A 22,603-nucleotide genomic window follows, 5' to 3' on the forward strand; every position below is an offset into this window, starting at 1 on the left:
ACAAGGACAACCCATGAAACTCGAACTGCCTGCCGAGAAACGCCTGGTGCATGAAATCGTGGTGCCTATCCGCTGGGGCGACATGGACGCCATGGGGCACGTCAACAACACGATCTATTTCCGCTACATGGAGATTGCGCGGCTGGACTGGTTCTTTGGCCTGGGCCTGCCGGCCGACCCGCAGGGCGAGGGGCCGGTGATCGTCAACGCCTTCTGCAACTTCATCCGGCAGTTCGAGTTCCCGGGCGACGTGCTGGTGCGCACCTATGTCGGCACGATGGGCAGAACCTCGTTCGACACTTTCCACGAGATGCTGCGCACCGACGACCCGGCCACGGTCTGCGCCAATGGCGGTGCGACGGTGGTGTGGGTGGACTTCCCCAGGCAGAAGTCGGTGCCCATGTCCGACCAAGCCCGCGCCCTGATCGAAGGCGCCGGCCACCCGCCGCTGCTGGGGCGCTGAAGACGGCGGTCCGGCGCCGGGCCGCCCCAAGCCGGATCAGCCCCCGTGGGGGGCAGCGACCCGCGCAGCGGCGGAGCGTGGGGGCACTATTTCTGCTTTGGCGTGCGCCCCATCAGATAGAACTCGGGGTTGGGCATCATGCCGCTGAAGCTGGCCATGCGGTTGGACAGGCCGAAGAAGGCGGTGATGGCGGCGATGTCCCAGGCGTCCTCATCACTGAAACCGTGGGCGGCCAGAGCCTTGAAATCAGCGTCGTCGATCTCGTGCGAGGCCAGGCAGACCTTCATCGCGAAGTCGAGCATGGCGCGCTGGCGCGGCGGAATGTCGGCCTTGCGATGGTTCACCGCCACCTGGTCGGCCACCAGGGGCCTTTTCTCGTAGATGCGTAGGATGGCGCCGTGCGCCACCACGCAGTACAGACAATGGTTGGCGGCGCTGGTGGCAGTGACGATCATCTCCCGGTCGCCCTTGGTGAGCCCGGAGCTGCGTCCCACCGACTCGGGCACCATCAGTGCGTCGTGGTAGGCGAAGAAGGCGCGCCACTCGGCCGGACGGCGGGCCAGGGCCAGGAACACGTTGGGCACGAAGCCTGCTTTCTCCTGCACCTCCAGTATCTTGGCTTTGAGGTCGTCGGGCAGGCTGTTCAGGTCGGGCAGGGGGTAGCGGTCGCTCATGTTTGTCTCCGGTCAGGTTCTGGGCAAAAGGCCAGCTTATCCTCGCGCCTTGAACCGACTCTGACACCTGGGGAACAAATCATGCAAGACGAGCAGTACCACCGAGGCCTCCAGACCCGCCGCGAGGTGATGGGCGACGACTTCGTCGACCGCGCGCTGGCGGGCGCCACGCCCTTCACCCAGCCGATCCAGGACCACATCTCGCGCGCCGCCTGGGGCGATGTCTGGCAGCGGCCCGGCCTAGACCGCAAGACCCGCAGCCTGATCACCGTGGCCATGCTGACCGCACTGGGCAAGCAGCACGAGCTCAAGGGCCATGTGCGCGGCGCGCTGAACAACGGGGCCACGCCGGCAGAGATCCAGGAGGTCCTGCTGCACGCCGCCGTCTACTGCGGCATTCCCACGGCGGTGGAGGCCTTCCGCACAGCGGCCGAGGTGGTCCCGGTGGACGGTCTGTGATGCCTGGGCGGCTCAAAAAATCAAACAAATGTCAATTCTTTAAACGTCGTTCAATCAAAAGGAGTTTGTCATGACCTCAAGTCGCCGTTCATGGATGCTGCGCACGTTCGCTGCAATTGCCACTTCATCGGCCCTGCTGTCGCCGTTCACGGCACACGCACAGGCGCCAACCACCCGAATCCTGGTCGGTTTTCCGGCGGGTGGTGGCACCGACGCCATCGCCCGCATCCTGGCCGAGCGCCTGCAGGCCGAGCTGGGCAGCAGCGTGGTGGTGGACAACAAGGCCGGCGCGGGCGGCCAGCTGGCGGCGCAGGCGCTCAAGGCGGCCGCGCCCGATGGCCACACCCTGTTCCTGAGCCACGACCACAGCGTGTCCATCCTGCCGCTGACGATGAAGAATCCGGGCTTCGACCCGGCCAAGGACTTCGTGCCGGTGGCCGGTTTCGCCACCTTCGTGAACGCGGTGGCGCTGTCGGGCGGCACGCCGGCGCGCGACTTCAAGGCCTGGATCGACGGCGTGAAGGCGGCCGGTGGCAAGGCGACCATGGGCATCCCGGCGCCCGCGTCCACGCCGCAGTTCGCGGTGCAGGTGATTGGCAAGCAGTTCGGGCTGGACCTGGTGGCGGCACCCTACCGTGGCAGCGCGCCCATGATGGCCGACATGCTGGGCAACACCATCCCGGCCGGCGTGGGCTCGGTGCCCGACTTCATCGAGAACCACAAGGCCGGCAAGCTGCGCGTGGCCGCCGTCATGGGCACCCAGCGCCAGGCCGCGCTGCCCGAGGTGCCGACCTTCACCGAGCTGGGCATCAAAGGCTTCGAGGAAGTGCCGTACTACGGTCTGTTCGCGCCCGTTGGCACGCCCAAGGCCGAACTTGACAAGCTGGCTGCCGCGCTGCAGAAGGTGATCGCGCAGGCCGACGTGAAGGACCGGCTGACCGCCATGGGCCTGACCGTGGGCTACATGAGCGGTGCCGAGCTCGGCAAGCGCGAGACGGCCTACCGCGAGGTGTGGGCGAGGATCATCAAGGACTCGGGCTACCAGCCCCAGTGAACTGTTGCGGGCTTCAGCTTCCCGCGATCAGTCGATGGACAAGATCGGGCGTGCTGTGCGCCTGGTACTTGCGCATCAGCCGCGCGCGGTGGATTTCCACCGTGCGGTGGCTGATGCCCAGCTGCTTGCCGATCTCCTTGCTGGTCAGGCCGTCCATCAGGCAGGCGGCCACCTCGCGCTCGCGCGGGGTCAGCGCAGCGCCCACCGGCCGGCGCGCGCTCAGGTCTTCAAAGGTCCAGATGCCCGCGGCGTGCGGGTCGGCCGGGTCCAGCGCGCGGCCGGTCACGTGGCACCAGAAGGTTTCTCCCTTGAAGCGGCCGTCCACCCGCTGCATGATGCGTTCGTCTGCGTAGGTGCCGCCACGGCCCAGGATGGGAACGATGCGCGCGCCGGTGCGCTCGTACTCGTCGGCGCTGGGGTAGAGGATGAGGAAGCTCTGCCCCACGAGCTGTTCGCGCGTGGCGCCGAACATCTCGCACAGGGCCCGGTTGCAGTCCACCATGGTGCGCTGGCGGGAGAGCGCCAGGCCCACCGGGGCCAGGTCGAAGGCGAGGCGGTAGTCGATCTGGTCCATGGGTGTGTGCGGGTTGGTCCTTAGGTCAAACTACGTATGTTGATACGTAGTATCGTTCCGCCACCCGATTTTTTCGATCCCTGTTTGTTCAACCACTGGAGTCTTTTCACGTGAACAAGATCTACCCCAGCGCGGCCGAAGCCCTCAAGGGCGTGGTGGCCGATGGCCAGCTGATAGCAGTCGGCGGCTTCGGCCTCTGCGGCATTCCCGAGGCCCTCATCGACGCCCTGCGCGATTCGGGCGTGAAGAACCTGACGGCGATCTCCAACAACGCCGGCGTGGACGACTTCGGTCTGGGCAAGCTGCTGCAAACGCGCCAGATCAAGAAGATGATCTCGTCCTACGTGGGCGAGAACAAGGAGTTCGAGCGCCAGTACCTGGCCGGCGAACTCGAACTGGAATTCACGCCCCAGGGCACGCTGGCCGAGAAGCTGCGCGCCGGCGGTGCCGGCATCCCGGCTTTCTTCACCAAGACCGGCGTCGGCACCATCGTGGCCGAGGGCAAGGAGCTGCGCGAGTTCAACGGCGAGACCTACGTGATGGAACACGCGCTGTTCCCCGAGGTGGCGCTGGTCAAGGCCGACGTGGCCGACCGCTCGGGCAACCTGCGCTTCAACCTGACGGCGCGCAACTTCAACCCGGCCGCGGCCATGGCCGGCAAGGTCTGCATCGTCGAGGTCGAGCGCATCGTCGCCACCGGCGAGATCGCTCCGGACGACGTGCACCTGCCCGGCATCTACGTGCACCGCATCGTGCACAACCCGACGCCCGAGAAGCGCATCGAGAAGCGCACCACCCGCGACCGCAAGTAAGGAGCACGAACATGGCTTGGACCCAAGACCAGATGGCCGCACGTGCGGCCCAGGAACTGCAGGACGGTTTCTATGTGAACCTCGGCATCGGCATCCCGACGCTGGTGGCCAACCACGTGCCCGACCACGTCGAGGTGTGGCTGCAGAGCGAGAACGGCATGCTGGGCATCGGCCCCTTCCCCTATGAGGACGAGGTGGACGCCGACCTGATCAACGCCGGCAAGCAGACGGTGACCACCATCAAGGGTTCGTCGATCTTCGGCAGCCACGAGAGCTTCGCCATGATCCGCGGCGGCAAGATCAACCTGTCCATCCTGGGCGCCATGCAGGTCACCGCCACGGGTGACCTGGCCAACTGGATGATCCCCGGCAAGATGGTCAAGGGCATGGGCGGCGCCATGGACCTGGTGGCCGGCGTGCCGCGCGTGATCGTGCTGATGGAGCACGTGGCCAGGAAGAAGGACGGCAGCACCGACCTGAAGATCCTGCCCGAGTGCTCGCTGCCGCTGACCGGCAAGGGCGTGGTCGACCGCATCATCACCGACCTGGGCGTGATGGACGTGACGCCCGAGGGTCTGAAGCTGGTGGAGCTGGCCGACGGCGTGACGCGCGAGGAGATCCAGAGCAAGACCGGCGTGCCGCTGATCTGATCCCCTGCTCGGCCCACAAAGCCAAAGGCCCCGCTGCTTGCGCAGCGGGGCCTTCGTCATTCTGGAGCGGGTGAAGGGAATCGAACCCTCGTATGAAGCTTGGGAAGCTGCCGTTCTACCATTGAACTACACCCGCAATGGGTGGCGATTGTAGCGGGGCCAGCCCGGGCCTCGATGGCCGACCGGGCATTTTGCCCGCCGCCGCCCGGGCGGCGTGCCCTGTGTGCCTCCGACCGCCCACAATCCCTGCGTTCCTTCCTAGCATCGCGCCACTCCCAAGCCCGGGAGCCCATGACACGAAGGAGCCCACCATGCGCAGGTTTGTGACCACCGCCCTGTTTCTCACCGCTTTCGCGGCACCTTCGGCCTGGGCCGCCGACGGCACCTCCGGTGAACAACTGCTGCCCATGCCGCCGGAGCGGGTCTGGCGGGCAGTGCAGCAGGCGCTGGCCGACCGCGGCGCGGACCACGCCGAGGTGCTGGTGCTGGACGGCGCGCGCTACGAAGCCCGCCTGCGGCCGGAAGCCTTGGCCGGTGCCGACCTCCGGCTGGATGTGGACTGGGACACCCGCACCGGCGGCACGCGCCTGCGCTGGTCCGCCACGGCGCCCGAGGCGCAGGCCCACGCCGCCGCGTGGGTGCAGCGGCTCGCAGAGCGTGCGGGCCGGCTGCGCGCGAGCAACCAGCTCTGTCGCGGCCCCCACCCGACGGCCGAGGAGATCGAGGCGGCGCAGATCGAGATCCCTGCCAGCTGCGAGTACAGCACCGGGCACTTCTCGACCGCGCTGTTCGAACTGGAGAAGTGCGGCGACTTCGACACCGCGCTGCAGATCATGGCCGACTGCGTGAAGCGGCGGCATGCGGGCGGGCTGATCCGCCTCTCGCAGTACTTCGACCTCGGCTACGGCGTGCCCAAGCGCCCCGAGCGGGTGGTGGAGTTCCTGCGCCTGGCCATGGACAGCGACAACGAGGGCTATGCCCGGCTGGCCCGGCTGCACTACGCGACGGCCTTGCACTTCGGCCTGGGCGTGGCGCCCGACCGCGCGGCCGCGCGCCGCCTGTTCGAAGACCTGGCCCGCGAAGGGCAGGCCGATGCGCAGGAGTTCCTGCGCCTGGGGCACCACGGCGCCTGGCTGCGACCCGACGGCCAGCGCTTCCGGGACACGCCCGCGGCCTCGTCGGCCGCCGCGGTGTCGCGCGACGACTCGGGCAACGACATGAGCTACGGCGCGTTCGTGAACAGCGACAAGCGCATCAAGTGCCTCTATGGCTACGCGGCCGACAAGACCGGCGACCACGCAGCAGCCGTGCGCATCTTCGAGGACTGCATCAGCCGCTGGAACGACCCGTACTCGATCATCTGGCTGTCCCACCTGCTGGAGAACGGTCACGGGGTGCCCAGGGACCTGCCGCGCGCGGTGCAGCTGCTGCGCCGGGGTGCCGAGCACCCGGACACCTCCGGCTACGCGACGCTGGCGCGTTACCACTACGGCATGGCGCTGGCGCAGGGCCAGGGCGTGCCGGCCGACCCGGAGCAGGCGCGCCACTGGCTGCGGCGAGCAGCACAGGAAGGGCTGGGCGAGGCGCGCGAGGCCCTCGCCCGGCTTGATGCCGGCCCCGACAATCGGGCCCATGCCCGCTGAACCCGCTTTCGTTGTTCCCGCCGTTCCCGGCTACCGCCTGCAGCGCCGCCTGGGCGCCTGGCTGCTGGCGGGGGCGGTGCTGCTGCTGCTGGCCTCGGGGGGCTGGAGCCTGTGGCGTGTGGCCTCGGCGGTCGACCCGCAGCTGCAGCGCCTGGCGCGGACCATAGAGCGCCTGCGGCTCAACGAGCTGGGGGCCGAGCCCGGCGTGTTCCAGGCCACGCTCTCGGGTGAGGAACTGCAGAACCTGGTCGGGCTGGGGGAGCTGGTGCCGTTCTGTCTGACCGTGCGCAACATCCACGGTCTGGCGGTGGACCAGCGCTGTCTGGGTGCGGCCGGGGCACATCCCGGTGGGGTCGAGCCGCTGCTGCGGGCCACGGCAGGCGGGGAGGCCGCCGTGCTGCTGCCCCTGGTCCGTTACCCCGGCACCCGCGTCGGCGAGCTGGCCCTGGCGCCCCACTGGCCGGCCCAGTCGGCCCTGCTGTGGCAGCACTGGTGGCAGACCCTGGTGAGTGCGGCGGGTGTGCTGGCGGTGGCGGCGCTGGCCTACCTGGCGGCGCGGCGCGCGCTCAAACCCACCGGCGCCATGATGGCCACGCTGCAGCGGCTGGAGGCGGGCGACCTGTCGGCCCGCATGCCGCCCGCAGGCCCCCGCGAGCTGCAGCGCATCGGCGCCCAGTTCAACCGCATGGCCGACCGGCTGCAGGACACGGTGGGCGCGCAGCGGCAGCTGGCCGACCGGCTGCTGTCTGTGCGCGAGGAGGAGCGGCGCCACCTCGCGCGCGAGCTGCACGACGAGCTGGGCCAGTCGCTGACCTCGATGCGGGCCGAGGTCGCAATCGTGGACGAGGTGGCGCGCGAGTCGGTGCCTGCGCTGCTGCCCAGCGCCGATGCGCTCACGCGCACCTGCGAGGGCATGGTGACCGCGGTGCGCCACATCGTGCAGCAGCTGCGGCCGCCGGGGCTGGAGACCTTCGGGCTCAAGGCCAGCCTGGAGCAGCTGGTGGACAGCTGGCGTCGACGCGACACCGGGCGCTGCGGGTACAGCCTGCAGATCGACGGCGATGTCGATCGCTGGGACGACACGCTCTCGGTCAGCGTGTTCCGGCTGGTGCAGGAAGGCCTGACCAATGCCGTGCGCCACGGCCAGGCCACGCGCATCGCGGTGGTGTTGAGCGAACGCGCCGACGGCCTGCACCTGCAGGTGCAGGACAATGGCCCGCTGGCTCAGCCGCCTTCGCTGCCGGACAGCGGCGGCCAGGGTCTGCTGGGCATGCGCGAACGGGTGCAGGCGCTCGGCGGCACGCTGTCGCTGGAAGTGGCCGATCCGCACGGCCTGCGCTTGCGCATCCACCTGCCGGTTCATGAGGGACACCATGCTGCGCCTGCTGATCATTGACGACCACGCCATCGTGCGCGAGGGCTACCGCCGCCTGCTGGAGCGGCGCCAGGACCTGCGCATCGTGGCCGAGGCCGGCACGGCCGACGAGGGATACGAGCAGTTCAAGACCCACGAGCCCGAGGTGACCCTGCTGGACCTGAGCCTGGGATCGGGCAGTGGCCTGCGGCTGCTGTCCCAGATGCTGCGCCACAGCCCGGAGGCGGCGGTGCTGGTGTTCTCCATGCATGCCGAGCCGCTGTACGCGGTGCAGGCGCTCAAGGCCGGCGCGCGGGGCTACGTGACCAAAGGCAGTGCGCCGCAGGTGCTGGTGGATGCGGTCTACCAGGTGGCGCGCGGCCAGCGCGCGCTCAGCCCCGACATCGCGGGTGAGGTGGCGGGCATGCTGCTGGACGGCGAGGGCGAACACGCCGGACTGACGCCTCGCGAGTTCGACATCCTGCGGCTGCTGATGCAGGGGCTGGACGTGGATGCCATCGGCCTGGCGCTGCACATCAGTCCCAAGACCGTGCGCAACGGCCACTACCAGCTCAAGGCCAAGCTGGGCGCGCGCAGCGACATCGAGCTCACGCGCAAGGCGCTGCAGTTCAAGCTGTTGGGCAGCAGCGACCCGGCCAGCGCCTGACCCGGGACGCTGTCCCGGACGGGGTCGGGCAAAACGCCCGCCGTGTCCGAAGCGGCCATGGTGCTTCCTAGCATGGGTTCCAGCCCGCCGCCATCCGCTCCGGCGGGCAGCCACCCCTTCAGGAGACCACCGTGACCCTCTCGACAACCGTTCCCGCCGCGCTCCTCGACCACGGTCCACACGACCATTGCTGTGCCCACGACCATGTGGGTGGACACGCCACCCCGGCCATGCCCAGCGCCAGCCGGCGCCAGTGGGTCAAGGGGCTGGCCGCGGCGCCGCTGCTGGCGGGCCCCTGCGCCGTGGCCCATGCCGACAGCCCGAAGCCGGCGCCGGGGGCCATCCGCCCGGCGGCCGAGCTGGCGCAGGACTTCCGGCACCTGGCGCGGGGTGTCGACGCGGTGGTCCGCATCGAACCCTTCACCCTCATGCCGTCGAACCTGCCCTGGAGCCAGTCGCTCGGCGAGCTGCAGGCCGGGCAGCAGGTCACGTTCTTCCTCAACGGGCTGTGGTGGTTCAGCAAGGAACACGGCCGCTGGCTGGAGCCGGGTTTCGTGTTTTTCGCCCGCGTCGCGGGCAGCGGCGGCGCCAGCGCCATCCAGAACACCATGCAGAACACCGGCACGCTGAAGGCCGACCGCACCGGCCGCCTGCAGATCGCTCGTTCGGCGGGCGAGTTCGCCAACCCGCAGGGCGATCTCGCGGTGCCGCTGGCGCAGTACCTGGCGGGGGAGGGCCGCGTCGAAGGCGTGGCCATCGTCTGGAAGGGCAGCGCCGAAGACGGGCTGCTGGCCCTGTCGGCCCAGGGCGATGTGCAGGGCCTGGTGCGCGCCGAGCTGCAGCGCCAGCGCCAGGCGCGGCTCATGCCGGCGGGCTGGCAGCACTTCTTCGCCTTCGGCGACGGCGGCATCTTCACCGAGGGGCCCGACCAGCGCATCGACTGTGAGACGCACAAGAACGTCGGCATCCTGCAGTACCCGCTGGCCGACCAGCCGCTGCGTCCGGGGCTCACGCTGGACTGGCAGTGGGTGGTGGACCGCCTGCCCTCGCACCTGCCCGAGGACCAGATCCTGACCCACGACTACCTGTCCATCGCGGTGGAGTTCGACGACGGCCAGGACATTACGTATATGTGGAGTTCCAGCCTGCCGGTGGGCCAGGTGTTCCGCTGTCCGCTGCCGGGCTGGGACGCGGTGGAGACCCATGTGGTGCAGCGCAGCGGGCTGGCCGACCTGGGCAAGGCCTTCGACGAGCGCCGAGATCTGTTCGAGGACTACCGCCGCATCGTCGGCGGCCAGGCCAAGCGGGCGGTGCGGGTCTGGCTGATCGCCAACTCGCTGTTCCTGCGCCAGGTCGGGCGCTGCGCCTACCGGCGCATTGCCATCGGCCAGACCGGCCAGCAGCAACGCATCCTGTAGGCGGGGGTCAGCTCACTTGAGCACGTCGCCGATGCAGACGTACTTGATCTCGACGTAGTCGTCCATGCCGTAGTGCGAGCCCTCGCGGCCCAGGCCGGACTGCTTGACACCGCCGAAGGGCACGTGCTCGGTCGCCAGGATGCCGACGTTCACGCCCACCATGCCGTACTCCAGCGCTTCGCTCACGCGGGTGATGCGGCCGATGTCGCGGCTGTAGAAGTAGCTGGCCAGGCCGAACTCGGTGTTGTTCGCGGCGTCGATGGCTTCCTGCTCGGTCTTGAACTTGAACACCGGCGCGAAGGGGCCGAAGGTCTCTTCGCGGGCGCACAGCATGTCGGCCGTGGCATCGGCCACCACCGTGGGTTCGAAGAACTGGCCGTCCAGGCGCTTGCCACCCACCAGCACACGGCCGCCCTTGGCCTGTGCGTCGGCGACGTGGCGTTCCACCTTCTGCAGCGCGGCTTCCTCGATCAGCGGGCCCTGGTTCACGCCATCTTCAAAGCCATTGCCGACCTTGGCGGTTTTCACCTTGGCGGCGAACTTCTCGACGAACTGCTCGTACACACCTTCCTGCACGTACAGGCGGTTGGAGCAGACGCAGGTCTGGCCGGCGTTGCGGTACTTGCTGGCGAAGGCGCCTTCGACGGCGGAGTCGATATCGGCGTCGTCGAACACGATGAAGGGCGCGTTGCCGCCCAGTTCCAGCGACATCTTCTTGACCGTGGGCGCGCTCTGCGCCATCAGGATGCGGCCGACTTCGGTGGAGCCGGTGAAGCTGATGTGGCGCACCACGTCGGAGGCGCACAGCACCTTGCCCACGGCGATCGAGTTCTGGTCGTCGGCGGTGAGGATGTTCAGCACGCCGGCCGGGATGCCGGCGCGGATGGCCAGCTCGGCGGCGGCCAGCGCGGTCAGCGGCGTCAGCTCGGCGGGCTTGATGACCACCGGGCAGCCGGCGGCCAGCGCAGGCGCGACCTTGCGGGTGATCATGGCCAGCGGGAAGTTCCAGGGCGTGATGGCGGCGCAGACGCCGATGGGCTGCTTGAGCACCATCAGGCGGCGGTTGTTGTCGAACTGCGGCAGGGTCTCGCCGTTGACGCGCTTGGCCTCTTCGGCAAACCACTCGACAAAGCTGGCACCGTAGGCGACTTCGCCCTTGGCTTCGGGCAGCGGCTTGCCCTGTTCTGCGGTCATCAGGCGGCCCAGGTCGTCCTGGTTGGCCATCAGCAGGTCGTACCACTTGCGCAGGATGATGCTGCGCTCCTTGGCGGTCTTGTTCTTCCAGCCGGCCCAGGCGGCGTTGGCGGCGGCGATGGCACGCTCGGCATCAGCCGGGCCGAGGTTGGCGACGTCGGCCAGCTTCAGACCCGTGGCCGGGTCGAGCACGTCGAAGCGGCTGGCGCCCTGGACCCATTCGCCGTTGATCAGGCCGTCGGTCTTGAGCAGGGTCGGGTCCTTGAGCAGGGCCAGGGGGGAGGTTTTCATGTCCATGCGGGTCTCCTTGAATGCAATGGGTGGAATGCTCTATTTCAGCGCGTCGGCGAACCGCTTTTCAAGCTGCGCGCCATTGCCCACCCAGAAGGTCGGGTTGAAGCCCAGCGAGCGGCGCAGGTTTCCGGGCGCCGATGGCAGGTCGCTGGGCGCCATCGACAGGTCGATGAGGTGGGCGTCGTCGATGACCCGTTTGCGGCCGTTGTCGTACTGCAGGATGGCGTTGTAGTGGGTCGGGCCGTAGGCGATTTCGCGCGAGAACGCGAGCTGGGCGGCGTCCGTGGTGGCGAAGTTCACGAAGGCGCGCGCCTGTTCGGCACGCGGCGAACCCTTGACGATGGCCCAGTAGTCGATGTCGTAGATGGCGTCGGTCCACACCGTCGACAGGGTGGCGCCATCGGCCACGGCCGCCGAAATGCGGCCGTTGTAGGCGGTGCTCATCACCACCTCGTCGGCGGCCAGCATCTTGGGTGGCTGCGAGCCGGATTCCCACCAGACGAGGTGGGGCTTGAGCTGCTGAAGCTTGGCCAGGGCGCGCTGCAGCCCCGGCTCGGTGGCCAGCAGGCTGTACACGTCGCGGCGGTGAACGCCGTCGGCCATCAGCGCGAATTCGAGGTTGTAGCGCGCGCCCTTGCGCATGGCGCGCTTGCCCGGGAATTTCTTCACGTCCCAGAAATCGGCCCAGTTGCGTGGCGCGGTCTTGAGCGTGGCGCTGTTGTAGGCCATCACCGTGGACCACACGAAGGCGCCGACACCGCACTCCTGCACGCTGCCGGCCAGCAACATGGAGGTGTGCGGCACCTTGCTCTTGTCGAAGGGTTCGAACAGGCCTTCCTTGCAGCCGGTGGTCAGCTCGGAGGATTCGACTTCGACCACGTCCCATTCGACCTTGCGGGTCTGGACCATCTTGCGCACCGGGCCGAGGTCGCCGTCGTACTCGACGCCCTTGGCCGGCACCTTGCTGGCCTGGGTGAAGGGCTTGAGGAAGGCCATTTCCTGCGCCTTGCCGTTGGCGCCGCCGAAGTTGGCAACCACGAGGGGCTGGGACTGGGCCGAGACCAGCGCGGGGACCGTGAGGGCCAGAAGAAGGAGGGGTCTGTAAAGGGCCATGGACGTAGCGTCAGCGCATTTCGATTTCCACGAACACGACCTCGTGTCCGGTGGGGTTGATGACGTTGTGCTCCACACCGACCTGGCGCGTGTACGACTGGCCCGGCACCAGCGGCGAGGTGCGGTTGCCCTCCGGGGTCTCCAGCAGCAGCTCCCCGCCGGTCATCGGGACGACGACATAGTCGTGCGCATGGCGGTGCCAGCCGGTTTCGGCGCCGGGCGGGAAGCGCCATTCGGTGACGATCACGCGGTCGTTGTCGATCTGAACGGTGGGGATGGCCTGGGGACGGCTCATGGACTTTCCTCGGTTTCAGCGGTAGTGAACGCCGGGCAGGACGCACAGCATTTCAAAGAGCAGGTTGGCACCCAGCAGCGCGGTGTTGCCGCTGGTGTCGTAGGCGGGCGAGACCTCGACCAGGTCGCAGCCCACCAGGTTCAGGCCGCGGCAGCCGCGCACGATCTCCAGCGCCTGCGGCACGTTCAGGCCGCCGATTTCGGGTGTGCCGGTGCCGCCCGCGTAGGCGGGGTCGATGCCGTCGATGTCGAAGCTGAGGTAGGTCGGGGTGTCGGGGCCGATCTTGGCGCGAATGTCGGCCATCAGCGGGGCGAGCGACTGCCACCAGACCTCGTGCGCCGGCACGATGGTGAAGCCCTGCTGGCGCGGCCAGTCGAAGTCCTCGGCCGAATAGCCGCTGCCGCGCAGGCCGATCTGCCAGACCTTGTCGCCGATCAGCAGGCCTTCCTCGACGGCGCGGCGGAACGGGGTGCCGTGCGCGATGCGCTCGCCGAACATGTCGGGGTTGACGTCGGCGTGCGCGTCCACGTGGATCAGGGCCACCGGACCGTGCCTGGCCTTCATGGCACGCAGGATCGGCAGGGCGATGGTGTGGTCGCCGCCCAGCGTGAGCGGGATGCAGCCGGCGTCGATGATCGGGCGGTAGTGGCCTTCGATGATGTCGACCGACTTGAGCAGGTTGTAGGTGTTGATGGGCACGTCGCCCAGGTCGGCCACCTGCAGCGCGTCGAACGGCGCGGCCCCTGTCGCCATGTTGTAGGGGCGGATCAGGCAGGACTCGGCGCGGATCTGGCGCGGGCCGAAACGGGCGCCCGGGCGGTGGCTGGTGCCGATGTCCAGCGGGACGCCGATGAAGCCGGCGTTCAGGCCGACGGCGGAGGTCGCGACGGGCAGCCGCATCATGCTGGCGAGGCCGCCGAAGCGCGGCATCTCATTGCCACCGAGGGGCTGGTTGAAGGTGGTGGGTTCGCTCATGTCTTCAGGTGCGGGGCTTGCTCAGCTGAAAGTCCAGGTGGGCCTTCACGCTCGGCCACTCGTGCGCCACGATGCTGTAGACGCAGGTGTCGCGCAGCGCGCCTTGTGCTTCCGGATGTCTGTTGATCTGGTGGCTGCGCAGCACACCGTCGAGCTTGGCACCCAGGCGCTCGATGCCGCGGCGGCTGGCGTGGTTGAACCAGTGGGTGCGGAACTCCACCGCGATGCAGCCCAGCGTCTCGAAGGCGTGGGTCAGCAGCAGGCGCTTGGCCTCGGTGTTGAGCGGCGTGCGCTGCACCGCCTGGCGGTACCAGGTGGAGCCGATCTCGACGCGGCGGTTGGCGGCGTCGATGTTCATGTAGGTGGTCATGCCCACCGCTTGGCCCTCCGGGTTGAGCACCGCGAAGGGCAGCATGCTGCCGGCCTTCTGCAGGCCCAGGCGGCGCTGGATCTCGGCCGCCATGCCCTCGGGCGTGGGGATGGCGGTGTACCAGAGCTTCCAGAGTTCGCCGTCGCGCACCGCCTCGACCAGGTCGTCGTGGTGCTCGGGTCGCAGCGGAACGAGGCGAACGTGGCGGCCGGCGAGGGTGGTGTCGGTGGTGAAGGGCATCCGTTATTTCCTGCGGCCGCGCAGCCACTCCAGCGTCAGCATCAAGGCGGTCGTGAACAGGATCAGCAGCGTGGCGACGGCGGCGATGGTGGGCGAGATGTTCTCGCGGATGCCGGTGAACATCTGGCGCGGCAGCGTGACCTGCTCGGGTCCGGCGAGGAACAGGGTCACCACGACTTCGTCGAACGAGGTGGCGAACGCGAACAGCGCGCCCGAGATCACGCCCGGCGCAATCACCGGCAGCGTGACGCGGAAGAAGGTCTCCAGCGGGCTGGCGCCCAGGCTCAGGCTTGCCTTGACCAGGTTGTGGTTGAAGCTCTGAAGCGTCGCCAGCACGGTGGTCACCACGAAGGGGGCGCCCAGCGCGGCGTGCACGATCACCAGGCCGAGGTAGGAGTCGTTGAGGCCCCAGCGCGCGAAGTAGAGGTAGGCGCTGACGCCGACCACCACGATGGGCACGACCATGGGCGAGATCAGCAGGCCGGTGATGAAACCCTTGCCCAGGAACCTGGTGTTGGCCAGGCCCATGGCCGCCAGCGTGCCCAGCGTGGTCGCCAGCAGCGTGGCCAGCGGCGCGACGATGAAGCTGTTCTTGGTGGCGCGGATCCAGTCGTCCGAGTGGAACATCTCCTGGTACCAGCGCAGCGACCAGCCTTCGATGGGGTAGGCGAGGAAGGACGAATCGCTGAAGGACAGCGGGATGATCACGATCACCGGCATCAGCAGGAAGGCCAGCACGGCCAGTCCACCGGCGCGCAGGGCGAGCCAGCCGAGCTTGTCGAACAGGGTGTAGTAGGCGGGGAAGTCGGGCAGTTTGAACATCTTGGACTCCCGCTCAGCCGAGGCTCAGCTCGGCCTTCGAGACCTTGCGGTAGATCGAATACAGGATCAGCGTGGTGGTCAGCAGCACGCCGCCGAGCGCGCAGGCCATGCCCCAGTTGACTTCGACGTTGGTGTACTGCGCGACGTAGTAGCTCAGCATCTGGTCGCCCGCGCCGCCCAGCAGGGCCGGGGTCACGTAGTAGCCGATGCTGGTGATGAAGACCAGCAGGCCGCCGGCGGCGACGCCCGGGTAGGTCTGCGGCAGGTAGACGCGCACGAAGGCGGCAAACGGCGCGCTGCCCAGCGAGATGGCGGCGCGCAGGTAGTTGGGCGGCACCGACTTCATGACGCTGTAGAGCGGCAGGATGGCAAACGGCAGCAGGATGTGCACCATCGCGATGATCACACCCACGCGGTTGAACAGCAGCGGGATCGGCGCGTCGGTCAGGCCGATCCACATGAAGAAGCGGTTGACCAGGCCGTTGTTCTGCAGCAGCACGATCCAGGCCGCGATGCGCACCAGCACCGAGGTCCAGAACGGCAGCAGCACCAGGATCAGCAGGATGTTGGCCTTGCGCTCGGGCAGGGTGGAGAGCCAGTAGGCCAGCGGGTAGGCCAGCAGCAGGCAGAAGAAGGTGACGACCGCGCTCATCTGGAAGGTGCGGCCCAGGATGTCTGAGAAGGCGGCCTCGTCGTCGGACACGCGCACGATGTCGCCCAGCGGCGTGCGCTTGAGGTCGACCGCGGCCAGCAGGTAGTCGGGCGTCCAGCGCGAGCTGTTCTGGGCGATGGCCTGCCAGTAGGGCAGCTCTTCCCAGCGCGCGTCCTGCTCGATCAGTTTGGCTTTGGCCTGTTCGGAGGCGAGGTCCTTGAAGCCCGAGTCTTCGGATTGCACGGCACGGTAGGTGCCCATGACCAGCGAACGTGCACCAGGGACTTCGCTGTTGAGGCGCCGCGCCAGCACGCCGGCCTGCGCGGTGTCCTCGATCGCCGACAGGTCGGCGATCACCGCCGCGAAGGCGGCGGCGTCGGGCGGGCTGTGTCGATCCCAGCCGGCCAGCGCCTGCCCCGTGCGGGGCAGGGCGTCGGCGACCTCGGGGTTCTCCACCGCCCGCACCAGCAGCGATGCCAGCGGAACCAGGAAAAAAACGACCAGAAACGCCAGCAGCGGCAGCGTGAGCGCCACCGCGCGCTGTTTGCGGCGCCGCTCGGCGCGGCGCAGCTGCGTGGCCAGGTCCAGGGTTCCGCCGGCCATCATCATTGCGCTGCCCAGGCCGAGAAGCGCTTCTCCAGGGCTTCACCCTGGTCGGCCCAGAAGCCCACGTTGAACTGCAGCGCGTCCTTGGCATTGGCCGCAGACGTGGGCAGCTGGCTCAGCACCTTGGCGTCGAGTTTGCCCAGGGCCTTGGTGTTGGTCGGGCCGTAGCTGATGTTCTTGGCGTACTCGGCCTGTGTGTCGGCCGAGCTGGCCAGCGCGATGAACTTCAGTGCGGCGTCCTTGTTGGGCGTGCCCTTGGGCATGACCCAGTAGTCCAGGTCGTAGATGCCGCCGGTCCAGGTGATCTTGAGGTTCTTGCCTTCGCGCTGGGCGGCGTCGATGCGGCCGTTGTAGGCGGTGGTCATGGCCACGTCACCGGCGACCAGGAACTGGGGCGGCTGCGCGCCAGCTTCCCACCACTGGATGTTCGGCTTGAGCTCGGTCATCTTCTTGAAGGCGCGGTCGGCACCGTCCTTGGTGGCCAGCACCTTGTAGACGTCGGCGGGCTTGACGCCGTCGGCCATCAGGGCGAATTCGAGGTTGTAGCGGGCGCCCTTGCGCATGCCGCGCTTGCCCGGGAATTTCTTGGTGTCCCAGAAATCTGCCCAGGTGACGGGAGCGTCCTTGAGCTTGTCGCCGTTGTAGGCCATCACGGTGGACCACACGAAGGTGCCCACGCCGCACTCGTGCACGGCGGCTTTCTGGAAGTCGGCCTTGTTGCCGATCTTGGCCCAGTCCAGCTTCTCGAACAGGCCTTCATCGCAGCCGCGGCTCAGGTCCGGGCTCTCGACTTCCACCACGTCCCAGGTGACCTTCTTGGCTTCGACCATGGCCTTGATCTTGGCCTGTTCGCCGTTGTATTCGACCATGGTGACCTTGGTGCCGGTCTTCTCGAACGGATCGATGTAGGCCTTCTTCTGCGCGGCGCCGTTGGCACCGCCAAAGTTGACGACCGTCAGGCTCTGGGCCATGGCGGGCAGGGCCACGAGGGCGGCCACGGCAATCAGTACAGGTTTGAGTTTCATCTGGAGGGTCTCCATGGGTTGAGGAACGGGGGAAAGGGCTCAGCGGTACACGCGCAGATGGGTGGGCGGCAGGTGCAGGTGCACCGTCTGCCCGGCCTGCATGTGGCCCAGGTGCTGCAGCGGCACCTTGACGCTCATCTCGGGCTGCTCGGGCACCTGGCAGCGCAGGCGCAGGTGGTCGCCGAAATAGATCACGTCGGAGATCGTCGCGGCCACGCGGTTGCCGGCGCTGTGGCCGGCGTCCACCACGGCGATGCGTTCGGGCCGCACGCTGCACTGCACCGTGTCGCCGACCTGGGCGTGGTTGACGTTGACACCGTGCAGGTGCGTGCCATCGGCCAGCTGCACCTCGCAGGTGTCACCGTTGTTGTGGATCACGCGCGCGTCGAGCACGGAGTTGTCGCCCACGAAGCCGGCGACGAAGCGGTTGGCGGGCGTTTCGTAGAGGCGGTCGACCTGGTCGATCTGCTGGATCACGCCCTCGTTGAACACGGCCACGCGGTCGGACATGGTCAGCGCTTCGCTCTGGTCGTGCGTGACATAGACGAAGGTCACGCCCAGGCTGCGGTGCAGGGCCTTCAGTTCGATCTGCATGTGCTCACGCAGCTGCTTGTCCAGCGCGCCCAGCGGCTCGTCCATCAGCACCAGCTGCGGGTCGAACACCAGGGCGCGCGCCAGGGCCACGCGCTGTTGCTGGCCGCCCGACATCTGCGACGGATAGCGCTGGCCCATGTGGCCCATCTGCACCATGTCCAGCGCGCGCTTGACCTTGGTGTCGATCTCGTTCTTGTCGAGCTTGCGCACCGTCAGCGGGTAGGCGATGTTGTCGGCCACTGTCATGTGCGGGAACAGTGCGTAGTTCTGGAACACCATGCCGAAGTTGCGCTTGTGCGGCGGGGTGCGCGTGATGGGCACGCCGTTGAGTGCGATCTCGCCCGAGGTCGGCGACTCGAAGCCGGCGAGCATCATCAGCGTGGTGGTCTTGCCCGAGCCCGACGGGCCCAGCAGTGAGAGGAATTCCCCCTTCTGGATCTCGAGGTTGAGGTCGCGCACCACCAGGGTGTTGCCGTCGTAGGTTTTCTGCACACCGGTGAAGGTGACGAGTGCGGAGCTGGTGGTCATGAACGCTTGGGTTGTGTGTGGGAGCGGGCCCGGTGGGCGGATCATCAGGAGGTATGCAACCACCGTGCCTGATGCGCGTCCAGTGCGGGCGGCGGCAGGTCGGCGACCGGGCGCTGGCCATCGAACAGCATGGGGTTGGCGACCATGGGCGGGGTCGACGCGTCGCGTGGTTGTAGCGCCATTCCGCGCGCCGCCACATGCGGATGTTCCATGACTTGAGCAATGTCAAGAATCGGTGCGCAGGGCACGCCCGCCTGGTCGAGCAGGGCGACCCATTCGGCCGTGTCTTTCGTCATCGTCCAGCCGGTGATCAGCGGCACCAGCGTGGCGCGGTGTTCGACGCGCGCCGGATTGGTCGAGAAGCGCGCGTCGCGCGAGACCGCGGGCTGCCCGGCGGCGTCGCAGAACTTGGCGAACTGGCCGTCGTTGCCCACCGCCAGCACCATGTGGCCGTCGCGCGTGGGGAACACCTGGTAGGGCACGATGTTCGGGTGCGCGTTGCCCATGCGCGTCGGGGTTTTGTTCCCGATGAGCTGGTTGCTGGCCTGGTTGGCCAGCATGGCCACCTGCACGTCGAACAGTGCGGCGTCGATCACCCGGCCCTTGCCCGTGCGTGCGCGCTCGTGCAGTGCGGCGAGGATGGCGGTGGTGGCGTAGACGCCCGTCATCAGGTCCGTCACGGCGACGCCGACCTTCTGCGGCTCTTCGCCCTTGTTGCCGGTGATGCTCATCAGGCCGCCTTCGGCTTGTATGGCGAAGTCATAGCCGGCGCGGTGAGCGAGTGGTCCGGTCTGGCCGTAGCCGGTGATGGAGCAATAGATCAGTCGCGGGTTGATGGCCTGCAGACTCACCGCGTCGAGGCCGTAGCGCGCCAGCTGGCCGACCTTGTAGTTTTCAATCAGCACATCCGCCTCGCGCGCCAGCTCGCGCACGGTCTGGATGCCTTCGGGCGAAGCGATGTCGATCGCCACCGAGCGCTTGCCGCGGTTGGCGCAGACGAAGTACGCGGCCACGCGCGCCTCGCCTTCGCCCCACCACGGCGGGCCCCAGGTGCGGGTGTCGTCACCGGCGCCCGGGCGCTCGACCTTGAGCACCTCGGCGCCGTAGTCGGCCAGCATCTGGCCGGTCCAGGGGCCGGCCAGCACGCGCGACAGATCGAGCACACGCACACCCTCGAGCGGCCGGGGCGGCTGGGCGCTCATGCGATCGGGCGCCGTCATGCCAGCGCAGCAGCGAGGGACGCGGCCATGATGTCCAGACCCTCGTCGAGCAGGGCGTCGCTGGCCACCAGCGGCACCAGCACGCGGATCACGTTGGCGTACACGCCGCAGCTCAGCAGGATCAGGCCACGCTTCTGCGCCTCGGCCACCATGCGCTTGGTCAGTTCGGCGTCGGGCTGGTGCGGGTCGCCGTTCTTGCACAGCTCGATGGCCACCATGGCGCCCAGACCGCGCACCTCGGCGATGCAGTTGTGCTGCGCCTGCAGGGCCTTGAGGCGGCTGGTCAGGCGCTCACCCACGGCGCGGCTGCGCGCCAGCAGGTTTTCCTTTTCGAAGGTCTCGATCACCGCCAGCGCGGACGCGCAGGCCAGCGGGTTGCCGGCGTAGGTGCCGCCCAGGCCGCCCACGGCGGCGGCGTCCATGACCTCGGCCTTGCCGATCACGGCCGACAGCGGCATGCCACCGGCCAGCGACTTGGCCATGGTGATCACGTCGGGCGCCACGCCCCACTGCTCGCAGGCCAGCCAGGTGCCGGTGCGGCCGGCGCCGGTCTGCACTTCGTCGGCGATCAGCAGGATGCCGTGCTGGTCGCACAGGGCGCGCAGGCGCTGGGCGAAGGCGGGCGACGCGGCGTAGAAGCCACCTTCACCCTGCACCGGCTCCAGGATGATGGCGGCCACGCGAGAGGCCTCCACGTCGTACTTGAACAGCGCTTCCACCGACGCGATGGCGTCGTCTTCGCTCACACCGTGCAGCGGGTTGGGGAACTTGGCGTGGAAGACTTCAGCCGGGAAGGGGCCGAAACCCGCCTTGTAGGGCGCGACCTTGCCGGTGAGGGCCATGCCCATCAGGGTGCGGCCGTGGAAGCCGCCGCCGAAGGCGATGACGGCCGAGCGCTTGGTGTAGGCGCGGGCCACCTTGACCGCGTTTTCCACCGCTTCGGCGCCGGTGGTCAGGAAGAAGCTCTTCTTGGCGAAGTTGCCCGGCGCCATGGCGTTGAGCTTCTCAGCCAGTTCCACATACGACTCATAGGCCAGCACCTGGAAGCAGGTGTGCGTGAAGCGCTCGAGCTGCTCGGCCACGGCCTTGACCAGCGCCGGGTGGCGGTGGCCGGTGTTCAGCACCGCGATGCCGCCCGCGAAGTCGATGTAGCGACGGCCTTCGACGTCCCAGACCTCGGCGCCTTCGGCGCGGTCGGCGAAGATTTCGAAGCCCTGGCCCAGCCCGTTGGGCAGAGCGGCGCGGCGGCGGGCCATCAGGGCGGCGTTGGTGAAGTGGGGTTCGCGTTGCATGCTGGGGCTCCGTTCGTGAACAAGTTTCAGACTGGGGCGCACTGTAGGCGCCAAAGCCGGCGGCTAACATATACAGACACTGGCTGTACAGCGATGCACTGTATAGCTCTGTTGTCCTGTACAGACAAACCCCAATTCCCCTCGTCCATGTTTTCCCTTAACCCGAAAGGCGCGACCCCGCTGGTGGTTCAGATCGTCGAGGGTTTCCGCGCCGCCATCCAGGGCGGGGGTCTGCGCCCCGGCTCCAAGGCCCCTTCCATCCGCCAGTTTGCGCACGCGCACGGTGTCAGCACCTATACAGTTGTCGACGCCTACGACCGGCTGGTGGCCCTGGGCTACTTCGTCTCGCGCCCGCATTCGGGCTTTTTCGTGCGCCAGCGCGAAGCCCTGGCCCGGCTGAGCGCCGGCAACGCACCGGCCGAAGCGGCCAACTACAACTTCGATTCGATGTGGTACCTGCGCCGCGTGTTCGAGGCGCGGGCTCTGAAGATGAAGCCCGGCTGCGGCTGGCTGCCCGGCGACTGGCTGTTCGAGGAAGGCATGCGGCGCAGCCTGCGCACGCTGGCGGCCGAGAACGTGGACCTGGGCGGCTATGGCGAACCCAAGGGCTTCATGCCGCTGCGCCAGCTGGTGCGCGACCTGCTGGCCGAGCAGGAGATCGCCGTCAGCGCCGACCAGGTGCTGCTGACCCAGGGCTCCAGCCAGGCCATGGACCTGGTCGCACGCCGCCTGGTGCGTCCGGGCGACGCGGTGCTGGTGGACGACCCCGGCTACCCGAACATGCTGTTTTCGCTGCGCTTCCTGGGCGCGCGCCTGATCGGCGTGCCGCGCACGCCCGACGGCTACGACCTGGCGGCGCTGGAAGCGCTGGTCAAGGAGCACCAGCCCAAGGTGTTCTTCACCCAGCCGCGGCTGCAGAGCCCCACCGGCTCGGTCGCCAACCTGGCCCACCTGCACCGCGTGGTGCTGCTGGCCGAGCAGCACCAGTTCACCGTGGTCGAGAACGACATCTACGCCGACCTGGACCCCGAGCCGCGCCCCTCGCTGGCCAGCCTGGACCAGCTGCAGCGCGTGGTCTACATCAGCAGCTTTTCCAAGACCATCTCACCCAACATCCGGGTGGGCTTCATGGCGGCGCCGCCCGATCTGCTGGAGGACTTCGCCCAGCTCAAGATGATTTCGGGCCTGACCTCGTCCGAGTTCAGCGAGCGCCTGGCCTACGGCGCCCTGGTGGACGGCCGCTGGCGCAAGCACCTGCGCGGCCTGCGCGAGCGGCTGGCGCAGGCGCACCAGCGGGTGGGCCAGGCGCTGGAGAGTCTGGGCTTCGATCTGTTCTGCGAACCCAAGGCCGGCATGTTTCTCTGGGCGCGCCACCCCGACATCCAGAACGCCACCGAGCTGGCCTACCAGGCGGCCGAACAGGACATCCTGCTCGGCCCCGGCCACCTGTTCGACCCGGAGCTGCAGCCCAGCCCCTGGTTCCGTTTCAACGTCGCCTTCACCGACGATCCGCGCGTGCTGAGCTTCCTCAGCGACCACCGCCACGCCGGGTGACCCCGCAGTTTGCGAAAATGGCGGGCTTCGCGCCCGCAAAATACCGGGTTTCGCGTCTGCG

The 22,603-nt window shown here is 68.2% G+C and carries 23 protein-coding genes and 1 tRNA gene; 10 read left to right on the forward strand and 14 right to left on the reverse strand.

The genetic code is table 11. The annotated features are described in order from the left end of the window. Window positions 1–13: 13 nt before the first annotated feature. Window positions 14–463, forward strand: coding sequence for an acyl-CoA thioesterase (locus tag HPS01S_RS16070; protein WP_066158284.1), 450 nt, complete (start codon window positions 14–16; stop codon window positions 461–463). 86 nt (window positions 464–549) lie between these two features. Here HPS01S_RS16070 and HPS01S_RS16075 read toward each other — a convergent pair whose 3' ends face one another. Then, on the reverse strand, window positions 550–1,137 hold the full coding sequence (locus HPS01S_RS16075) for a peroxidase-related enzyme (protein ID WP_066158286.1): 588 nt from the start codon (window positions 1,135–1,137) through the stop codon (window positions 550–552). A gap of 81 nt (window positions 1,138–1,218) precedes the next feature. On the opposite strand from HPS01S_RS16075, the gene pcaC reads away from it, so the two are divergent. After that, complete coding sequence (gene pcaC, locus HPS01S_RS16080) at window positions 1,219–1,596, forward strand: 4-carboxymuconolactone decarboxylase (RefSeq protein WP_066158287.1); 378 nt, start codon at window positions 1,219–1,221, stop codon at window positions 1,594–1,596. 70 nt (window positions 1,597–1,666) lie between these two features. Further along, entirely contained in the window at window positions 1,667–2,650 is a 984-nt protein-coding gene (locus tag HPS01S_RS16085; RefSeq protein ID WP_066158288.1) for a Bug family tripartite tricarboxylate transporter substrate binding protein, read from the forward strand. Between the two features lie 13 nt (window positions 2,651–2,663). On the opposite strand, the gene HPS01S_RS16090 is transcribed toward HPS01S_RS16085, so the two are convergent. Further along, the gene (locus HPS01S_RS16090; RefSeq protein WP_066158290.1) at window positions 2,664–3,224 is read right to left on the reverse strand and encodes a LuxR C-terminal-related transcriptional regulator; all 561 of its coding nucleotides are present in this window, start codon (window positions 3,222–3,224) and stop codon (window positions 2,664–2,666) included. 110 nt (window positions 3,225–3,334) lie between these two features. Here HPS01S_RS16090 and HPS01S_RS16095 point away from each other — a divergent pair, with 110 nt between their 5' ends. Then, a complete protein-coding gene (locus tag HPS01S_RS16095) occupies window positions 3,335–4,036 on the forward strand; it encodes a CoA transferase subunit A (protein ID WP_066158291.1) in 702 nt (233 codons plus the stop codon). 11 nt (window positions 4,037–4,047) lie between these two features. Then, the gene (locus HPS01S_RS16100) at window positions 4,048–4,686 is read left to right on the forward strand and encodes a CoA transferase subunit B (RefSeq protein WP_066158294.1); all 639 of its coding nucleotides are present in this window, start codon (window positions 4,048–4,050) and stop codon (window positions 4,684–4,686) included. 62 nt (window positions 4,687–4,748) lie between these two features. Here HPS01S_RS16100 and HPS01S_RS16105 read toward each other — a convergent pair. Further along, window positions 4,749–4,822: transfer RNA gene (locus HPS01S_RS16105), tRNA-Gly, on the reverse strand. Between the two features lie 175 nt (window positions 4,823–4,997). Between HPS01S_RS16105 and HPS01S_RS22250 the strand changes: the two genes are divergently transcribed. The 4 genes from HPS01S_RS22250 (at window position 4,998) to HPS01S_RS16125 (ending at window position 9,768) form a co-directional block, all read left to right on the forward strand. Next, window positions 4,998–6,329 (forward strand): tetratricopeptide repeat protein, encoded by a 1,332-nt coding sequence (locus HPS01S_RS22250; protein WP_255284229.1) that lies wholly within the window; start codon window positions 4,998–5,000, stop codon window positions 6,327–6,329. Continuing rightward, a complete protein-coding gene (locus tag HPS01S_RS16115; RefSeq protein ID WP_066158296.1) occupies window positions 6,319–7,725 on the forward strand; it encodes a sensor histidine kinase in 1,407 nt (468 codons plus the stop codon). Before HPS01S_RS22250 ends, HPS01S_RS16115 begins: the two co-directional genes overlap by 11 nt. After that, window positions 7,703–8,350, forward strand: a complete 648-nt coding sequence (locus tag HPS01S_RS16120) for a response regulator (RefSeq protein WP_066158298.1) — start codon at window positions 7,703–7,705, stop codon at window positions 8,348–8,350. Before HPS01S_RS16115 ends, HPS01S_RS16120 begins: the two co-directional genes overlap by 23 nt. A gap of 131 nt (window positions 8,351–8,481) precedes the next feature. Continuing rightward, the gene (locus tag HPS01S_RS16125; RefSeq protein WP_218016602.1) at window positions 8,482–9,768 is read left to right on the forward strand and encodes a DUF3047 domain-containing protein; all 1,287 of its coding nucleotides are present in this window, start codon (window positions 8,482–8,484) and stop codon (window positions 9,766–9,768) included. A gap of 12 nt (window positions 9,769–9,780) precedes the next feature. Here HPS01S_RS16125 and HPS01S_RS16130 read toward each other — a convergent pair whose 3' ends face one another. Genes HPS01S_RS16130 through gabT form a run of 11 tightly spaced genes read right to left on the reverse strand, consistent with a single transcriptional unit; the run spans window position 9,781 to window position 20,988 of the window. Further along, window positions 9,781–11,259 carry an NAD-dependent succinate-semialdehyde dehydrogenase gene (locus tag HPS01S_RS16130; protein ID WP_066158302.1) on the reverse strand — a complete coding sequence of 493 codons (1,479 nt, stop codon included), beginning with the start codon at window positions 11,257–11,259 and terminating at the stop codon, window positions 9,781–9,783. 33 nt (window positions 11,260–11,292) lie between these two features. Next, window positions 11,293–12,369 (reverse strand): ABC transporter substrate-binding protein, encoded by a 1,077-nt coding sequence (locus HPS01S_RS16135; RefSeq protein WP_066158304.1) that lies wholly within the window; start codon window positions 12,367–12,369, stop codon window positions 11,293–11,295. 10 nt (window positions 12,370–12,379) lie between these two features. Further along, complete coding sequence (locus HPS01S_RS16140) at window positions 12,380–12,664, reverse strand: cupin domain-containing protein (RefSeq protein WP_066158306.1); 285 nt, start codon at window positions 12,662–12,664, stop codon at window positions 12,380–12,382. Between the two features lie 15 nt (window positions 12,665–12,679). Beyond that, the gene (gene speB / locus HPS01S_RS16145) at window positions 12,680–13,639 is read right to left on the reverse strand and encodes an agmatinase (RefSeq protein WP_066158308.1); all 960 of its coding nucleotides are present in this window, start codon (window positions 13,637–13,639) and stop codon (window positions 12,680–12,682) included. Window positions 13,640–13,643: 4 nt separating this feature from the next. Continuing rightward, window positions 13,644–14,249: a GNAT family N-acetyltransferase gene (locus HPS01S_RS16150; protein ID WP_066158310.1), complete on the reverse strand. Its 606-nt coding sequence runs from the start codon at window positions 14,247–14,249 to the stop codon at window positions 13,644–13,646. Between the two features lie 3 nt (window positions 14,250–14,252). Next, entirely contained in the window at window positions 14,253–15,071 is an 819-nt protein-coding gene (locus HPS01S_RS16155; RefSeq protein ID WP_066158312.1) for an ABC transporter permease, read from the reverse strand. A 13-nt stretch (window positions 15,072–15,084) separates the two neighbouring features. After that, window positions 15,085–16,329, reverse strand: a complete 1,245-nt coding sequence (locus tag HPS01S_RS16160) for an ABC transporter permease (protein WP_066158465.1) — start codon at window positions 16,327–16,329, stop codon at window positions 15,085–15,087. Further along, window positions 16,329–17,354, reverse strand: a complete 1,026-nt coding sequence (locus tag HPS01S_RS16165; RefSeq protein ID WP_066158314.1) for an ABC transporter substrate-binding protein — start codon at window positions 17,352–17,354, stop codon at window positions 16,329–16,331. The genes HPS01S_RS16160 and HPS01S_RS16165 overlap by 1 nt, the downstream gene beginning before the upstream one ends. 39 nt (window positions 17,355–17,393) lie before the next feature. Next, entirely contained in the window at window positions 17,394–18,476 is a 1,083-nt protein-coding gene (locus tag HPS01S_RS16170; protein ID WP_066158316.1) for an ABC transporter ATP-binding protein, read from the reverse strand. A 44-nt stretch (window positions 18,477–18,520) separates the two neighbouring features. Next, window positions 18,521–19,696 (reverse strand): CaiB/BaiF CoA transferase family protein, encoded by a 1,176-nt coding sequence (locus tag HPS01S_RS16175; RefSeq protein WP_157576375.1) that lies wholly within the window; start codon window positions 19,694–19,696, stop codon window positions 18,521–18,523. Further along, a complete protein-coding gene (gene gabT / locus HPS01S_RS16180; RefSeq protein ID WP_066158318.1) occupies window positions 19,693–20,988 on the reverse strand; it encodes a 4-aminobutyrate--2-oxoglutarate transaminase in 1,296 nt (431 codons plus the stop codon). Before gabT ends, HPS01S_RS16175 begins: the two co-directional genes overlap by 4 nt. A 147-nt stretch (window positions 20,989–21,135) precedes the next feature. Here gabT and HPS01S_RS16185 point away from each other — a divergent pair, with 147 nt between their 5' ends. Beyond that, a complete protein-coding gene (locus tag HPS01S_RS16185; protein ID WP_066158321.1) occupies window positions 21,136–22,542 on the forward strand; it encodes an aminotransferase-like domain-containing protein in 1,407 nt (468 codons plus the stop codon). Window positions 22,543–22,603 lie beyond the last annotated feature (61 nt).

Origin of the sequence: Hydrogenophaga pseudoflava NBRC 102511 (genome assembly GCF_001592285.1) — a bacterium.
Taxonomy (GTDB): Bacteria; Pseudomonadota; Gammaproteobacteria; order Burkholderiales; family Burkholderiaceae_C; genus Hydrogenophaga; species Hydrogenophaga pseudoflava.

Bases quoted from the DNA above. Each gene is read 5' to 3' on its own strand.
- HPS01S_RS16090 (WP_066158290.1), bottom strand. From the start codon at position 3,224: ATGGACCAGATCGACTACCGCCTCGCCTTCGACCTGGCCCCGGTGGGC.
- HPS01S_RS16165 (WP_066158314.1), bottom strand. From the start codon at position 17,354: ATGAAACTCAAACCTGTACTGATTGCCGTGGCCGCCCTCGTGGCCCTG.
- HPS01S_RS16115 (WP_066158296.1), top strand. From the start codon at position 6,319: ATGCCCGCTGAACCCGCTTTCGTTGTTCCCGCCGTTCCCGGCTACCGC.
- HPS01S_RS22250 (WP_255284229.1), top strand. From the start codon at position 4,998: ATGCGCAGGTTTGTGACCACCGCCCTGTTTCTCACCGCTTTCGCGGCA.
- pcaC (WP_066158287.1), top strand. From the start codon at position 1,219: ATGCAAGACGAGCAGTACCACCGAGGCCTCCAGACCCGCCGCGAGGTG.
- HPS01S_RS16085 (WP_066158288.1), top strand. From the start codon at position 1,667: ATGACCTCAAGTCGCCGTTCATGGATGCTGCGCACGTTCGCTGCAATT.
- HPS01S_RS16140 (WP_066158306.1), bottom strand. From the start codon at position 12,664: ATGAGCCGTCCCCAGGCCATCCCCACCGTTCAGATCGACAACGACCGC.
- HPS01S_RS16175 (WP_157576375.1), bottom strand. From the start codon at position 19,696: ATGACGGCGCCCGATCGCATGAGCGCCCAGCCGCCCCGGCCGCTCGAG.
- HPS01S_RS16070 (WP_066158284.1), top strand. From the start codon at position 14: ATGAAACTCGAACTGCCTGCCGAGAAACGCCTGGTGCATGAAATCGTG.
- HPS01S_RS16185 (WP_066158321.1), top strand. From the start codon at position 21,136: ATGTTTTCCCTTAACCCGAAAGGCGCGACCCCGCTGGTGGTTCAGATC.
- HPS01S_RS16075 (WP_066158286.1), bottom strand. From the start codon at position 1,137: ATGAGCGACCGCTACCCCCTGCCCGACCTGAACAGCCTGCCCGACGAC.
- speB (WP_066158308.1), bottom strand. From the start codon at position 13,639: ATGAGCGAACCCACCACCTTCAACCAGCCCCTCGGTGGCAATGAGATG.
- HPS01S_RS16160 (WP_066158465.1), bottom strand. From the start codon at position 16,329: ATGATGGCCGGCGGAACCCTGGACCTGGCCACGCAGCTGCGCCGCGCC.
- HPS01S_RS16135 (WP_066158304.1), bottom strand. From the start codon at position 12,369: ATGGCCCTTTACAGACCCCTCCTTCTTCTGGCCCTCACGGTCCCCGCG.
- HPS01S_RS16130 (WP_066158302.1), bottom strand. From the start codon at position 11,259: ATGGACATGAAAACCTCCCCCCTGGCCCTGCTCAAGGACCCGACCCTG.
- gabT (WP_066158318.1), bottom strand. From the start codon at position 20,988: ATGCAACGCGAACCCCACTTCACCAACGCCGCCCTGATGGCCCGCCGC.
- HPS01S_RS16100 (WP_066158294.1), top strand. From the start codon at position 4,048: ATGGCTTGGACCCAAGACCAGATGGCCGCACGTGCGGCCCAGGAACTG.
- HPS01S_RS16170 (WP_066158316.1), bottom strand. From the start codon at position 18,476: ATGACCACCAGCTCCGCACTCGTCACCTTCACCGGTGTGCAGAAAACC.
- HPS01S_RS16155 (WP_066158312.1), bottom strand. From the start codon at position 15,071: ATGTTCAAACTGCCCGACTTCCCCGCCTACTACACCCTGTTCGACAAG.
- HPS01S_RS16120 (WP_066158298.1), top strand. From the start codon at position 7,703: ATGCTGCGCCTGCTGATCATTGACGACCACGCCATCGTGCGCGAGGGC.
- HPS01S_RS16150 (WP_066158310.1), bottom strand. From the start codon at position 14,249: ATGCCCTTCACCACCGACACCACCCTCGCCGGCCGCCACGTTCGCCTC.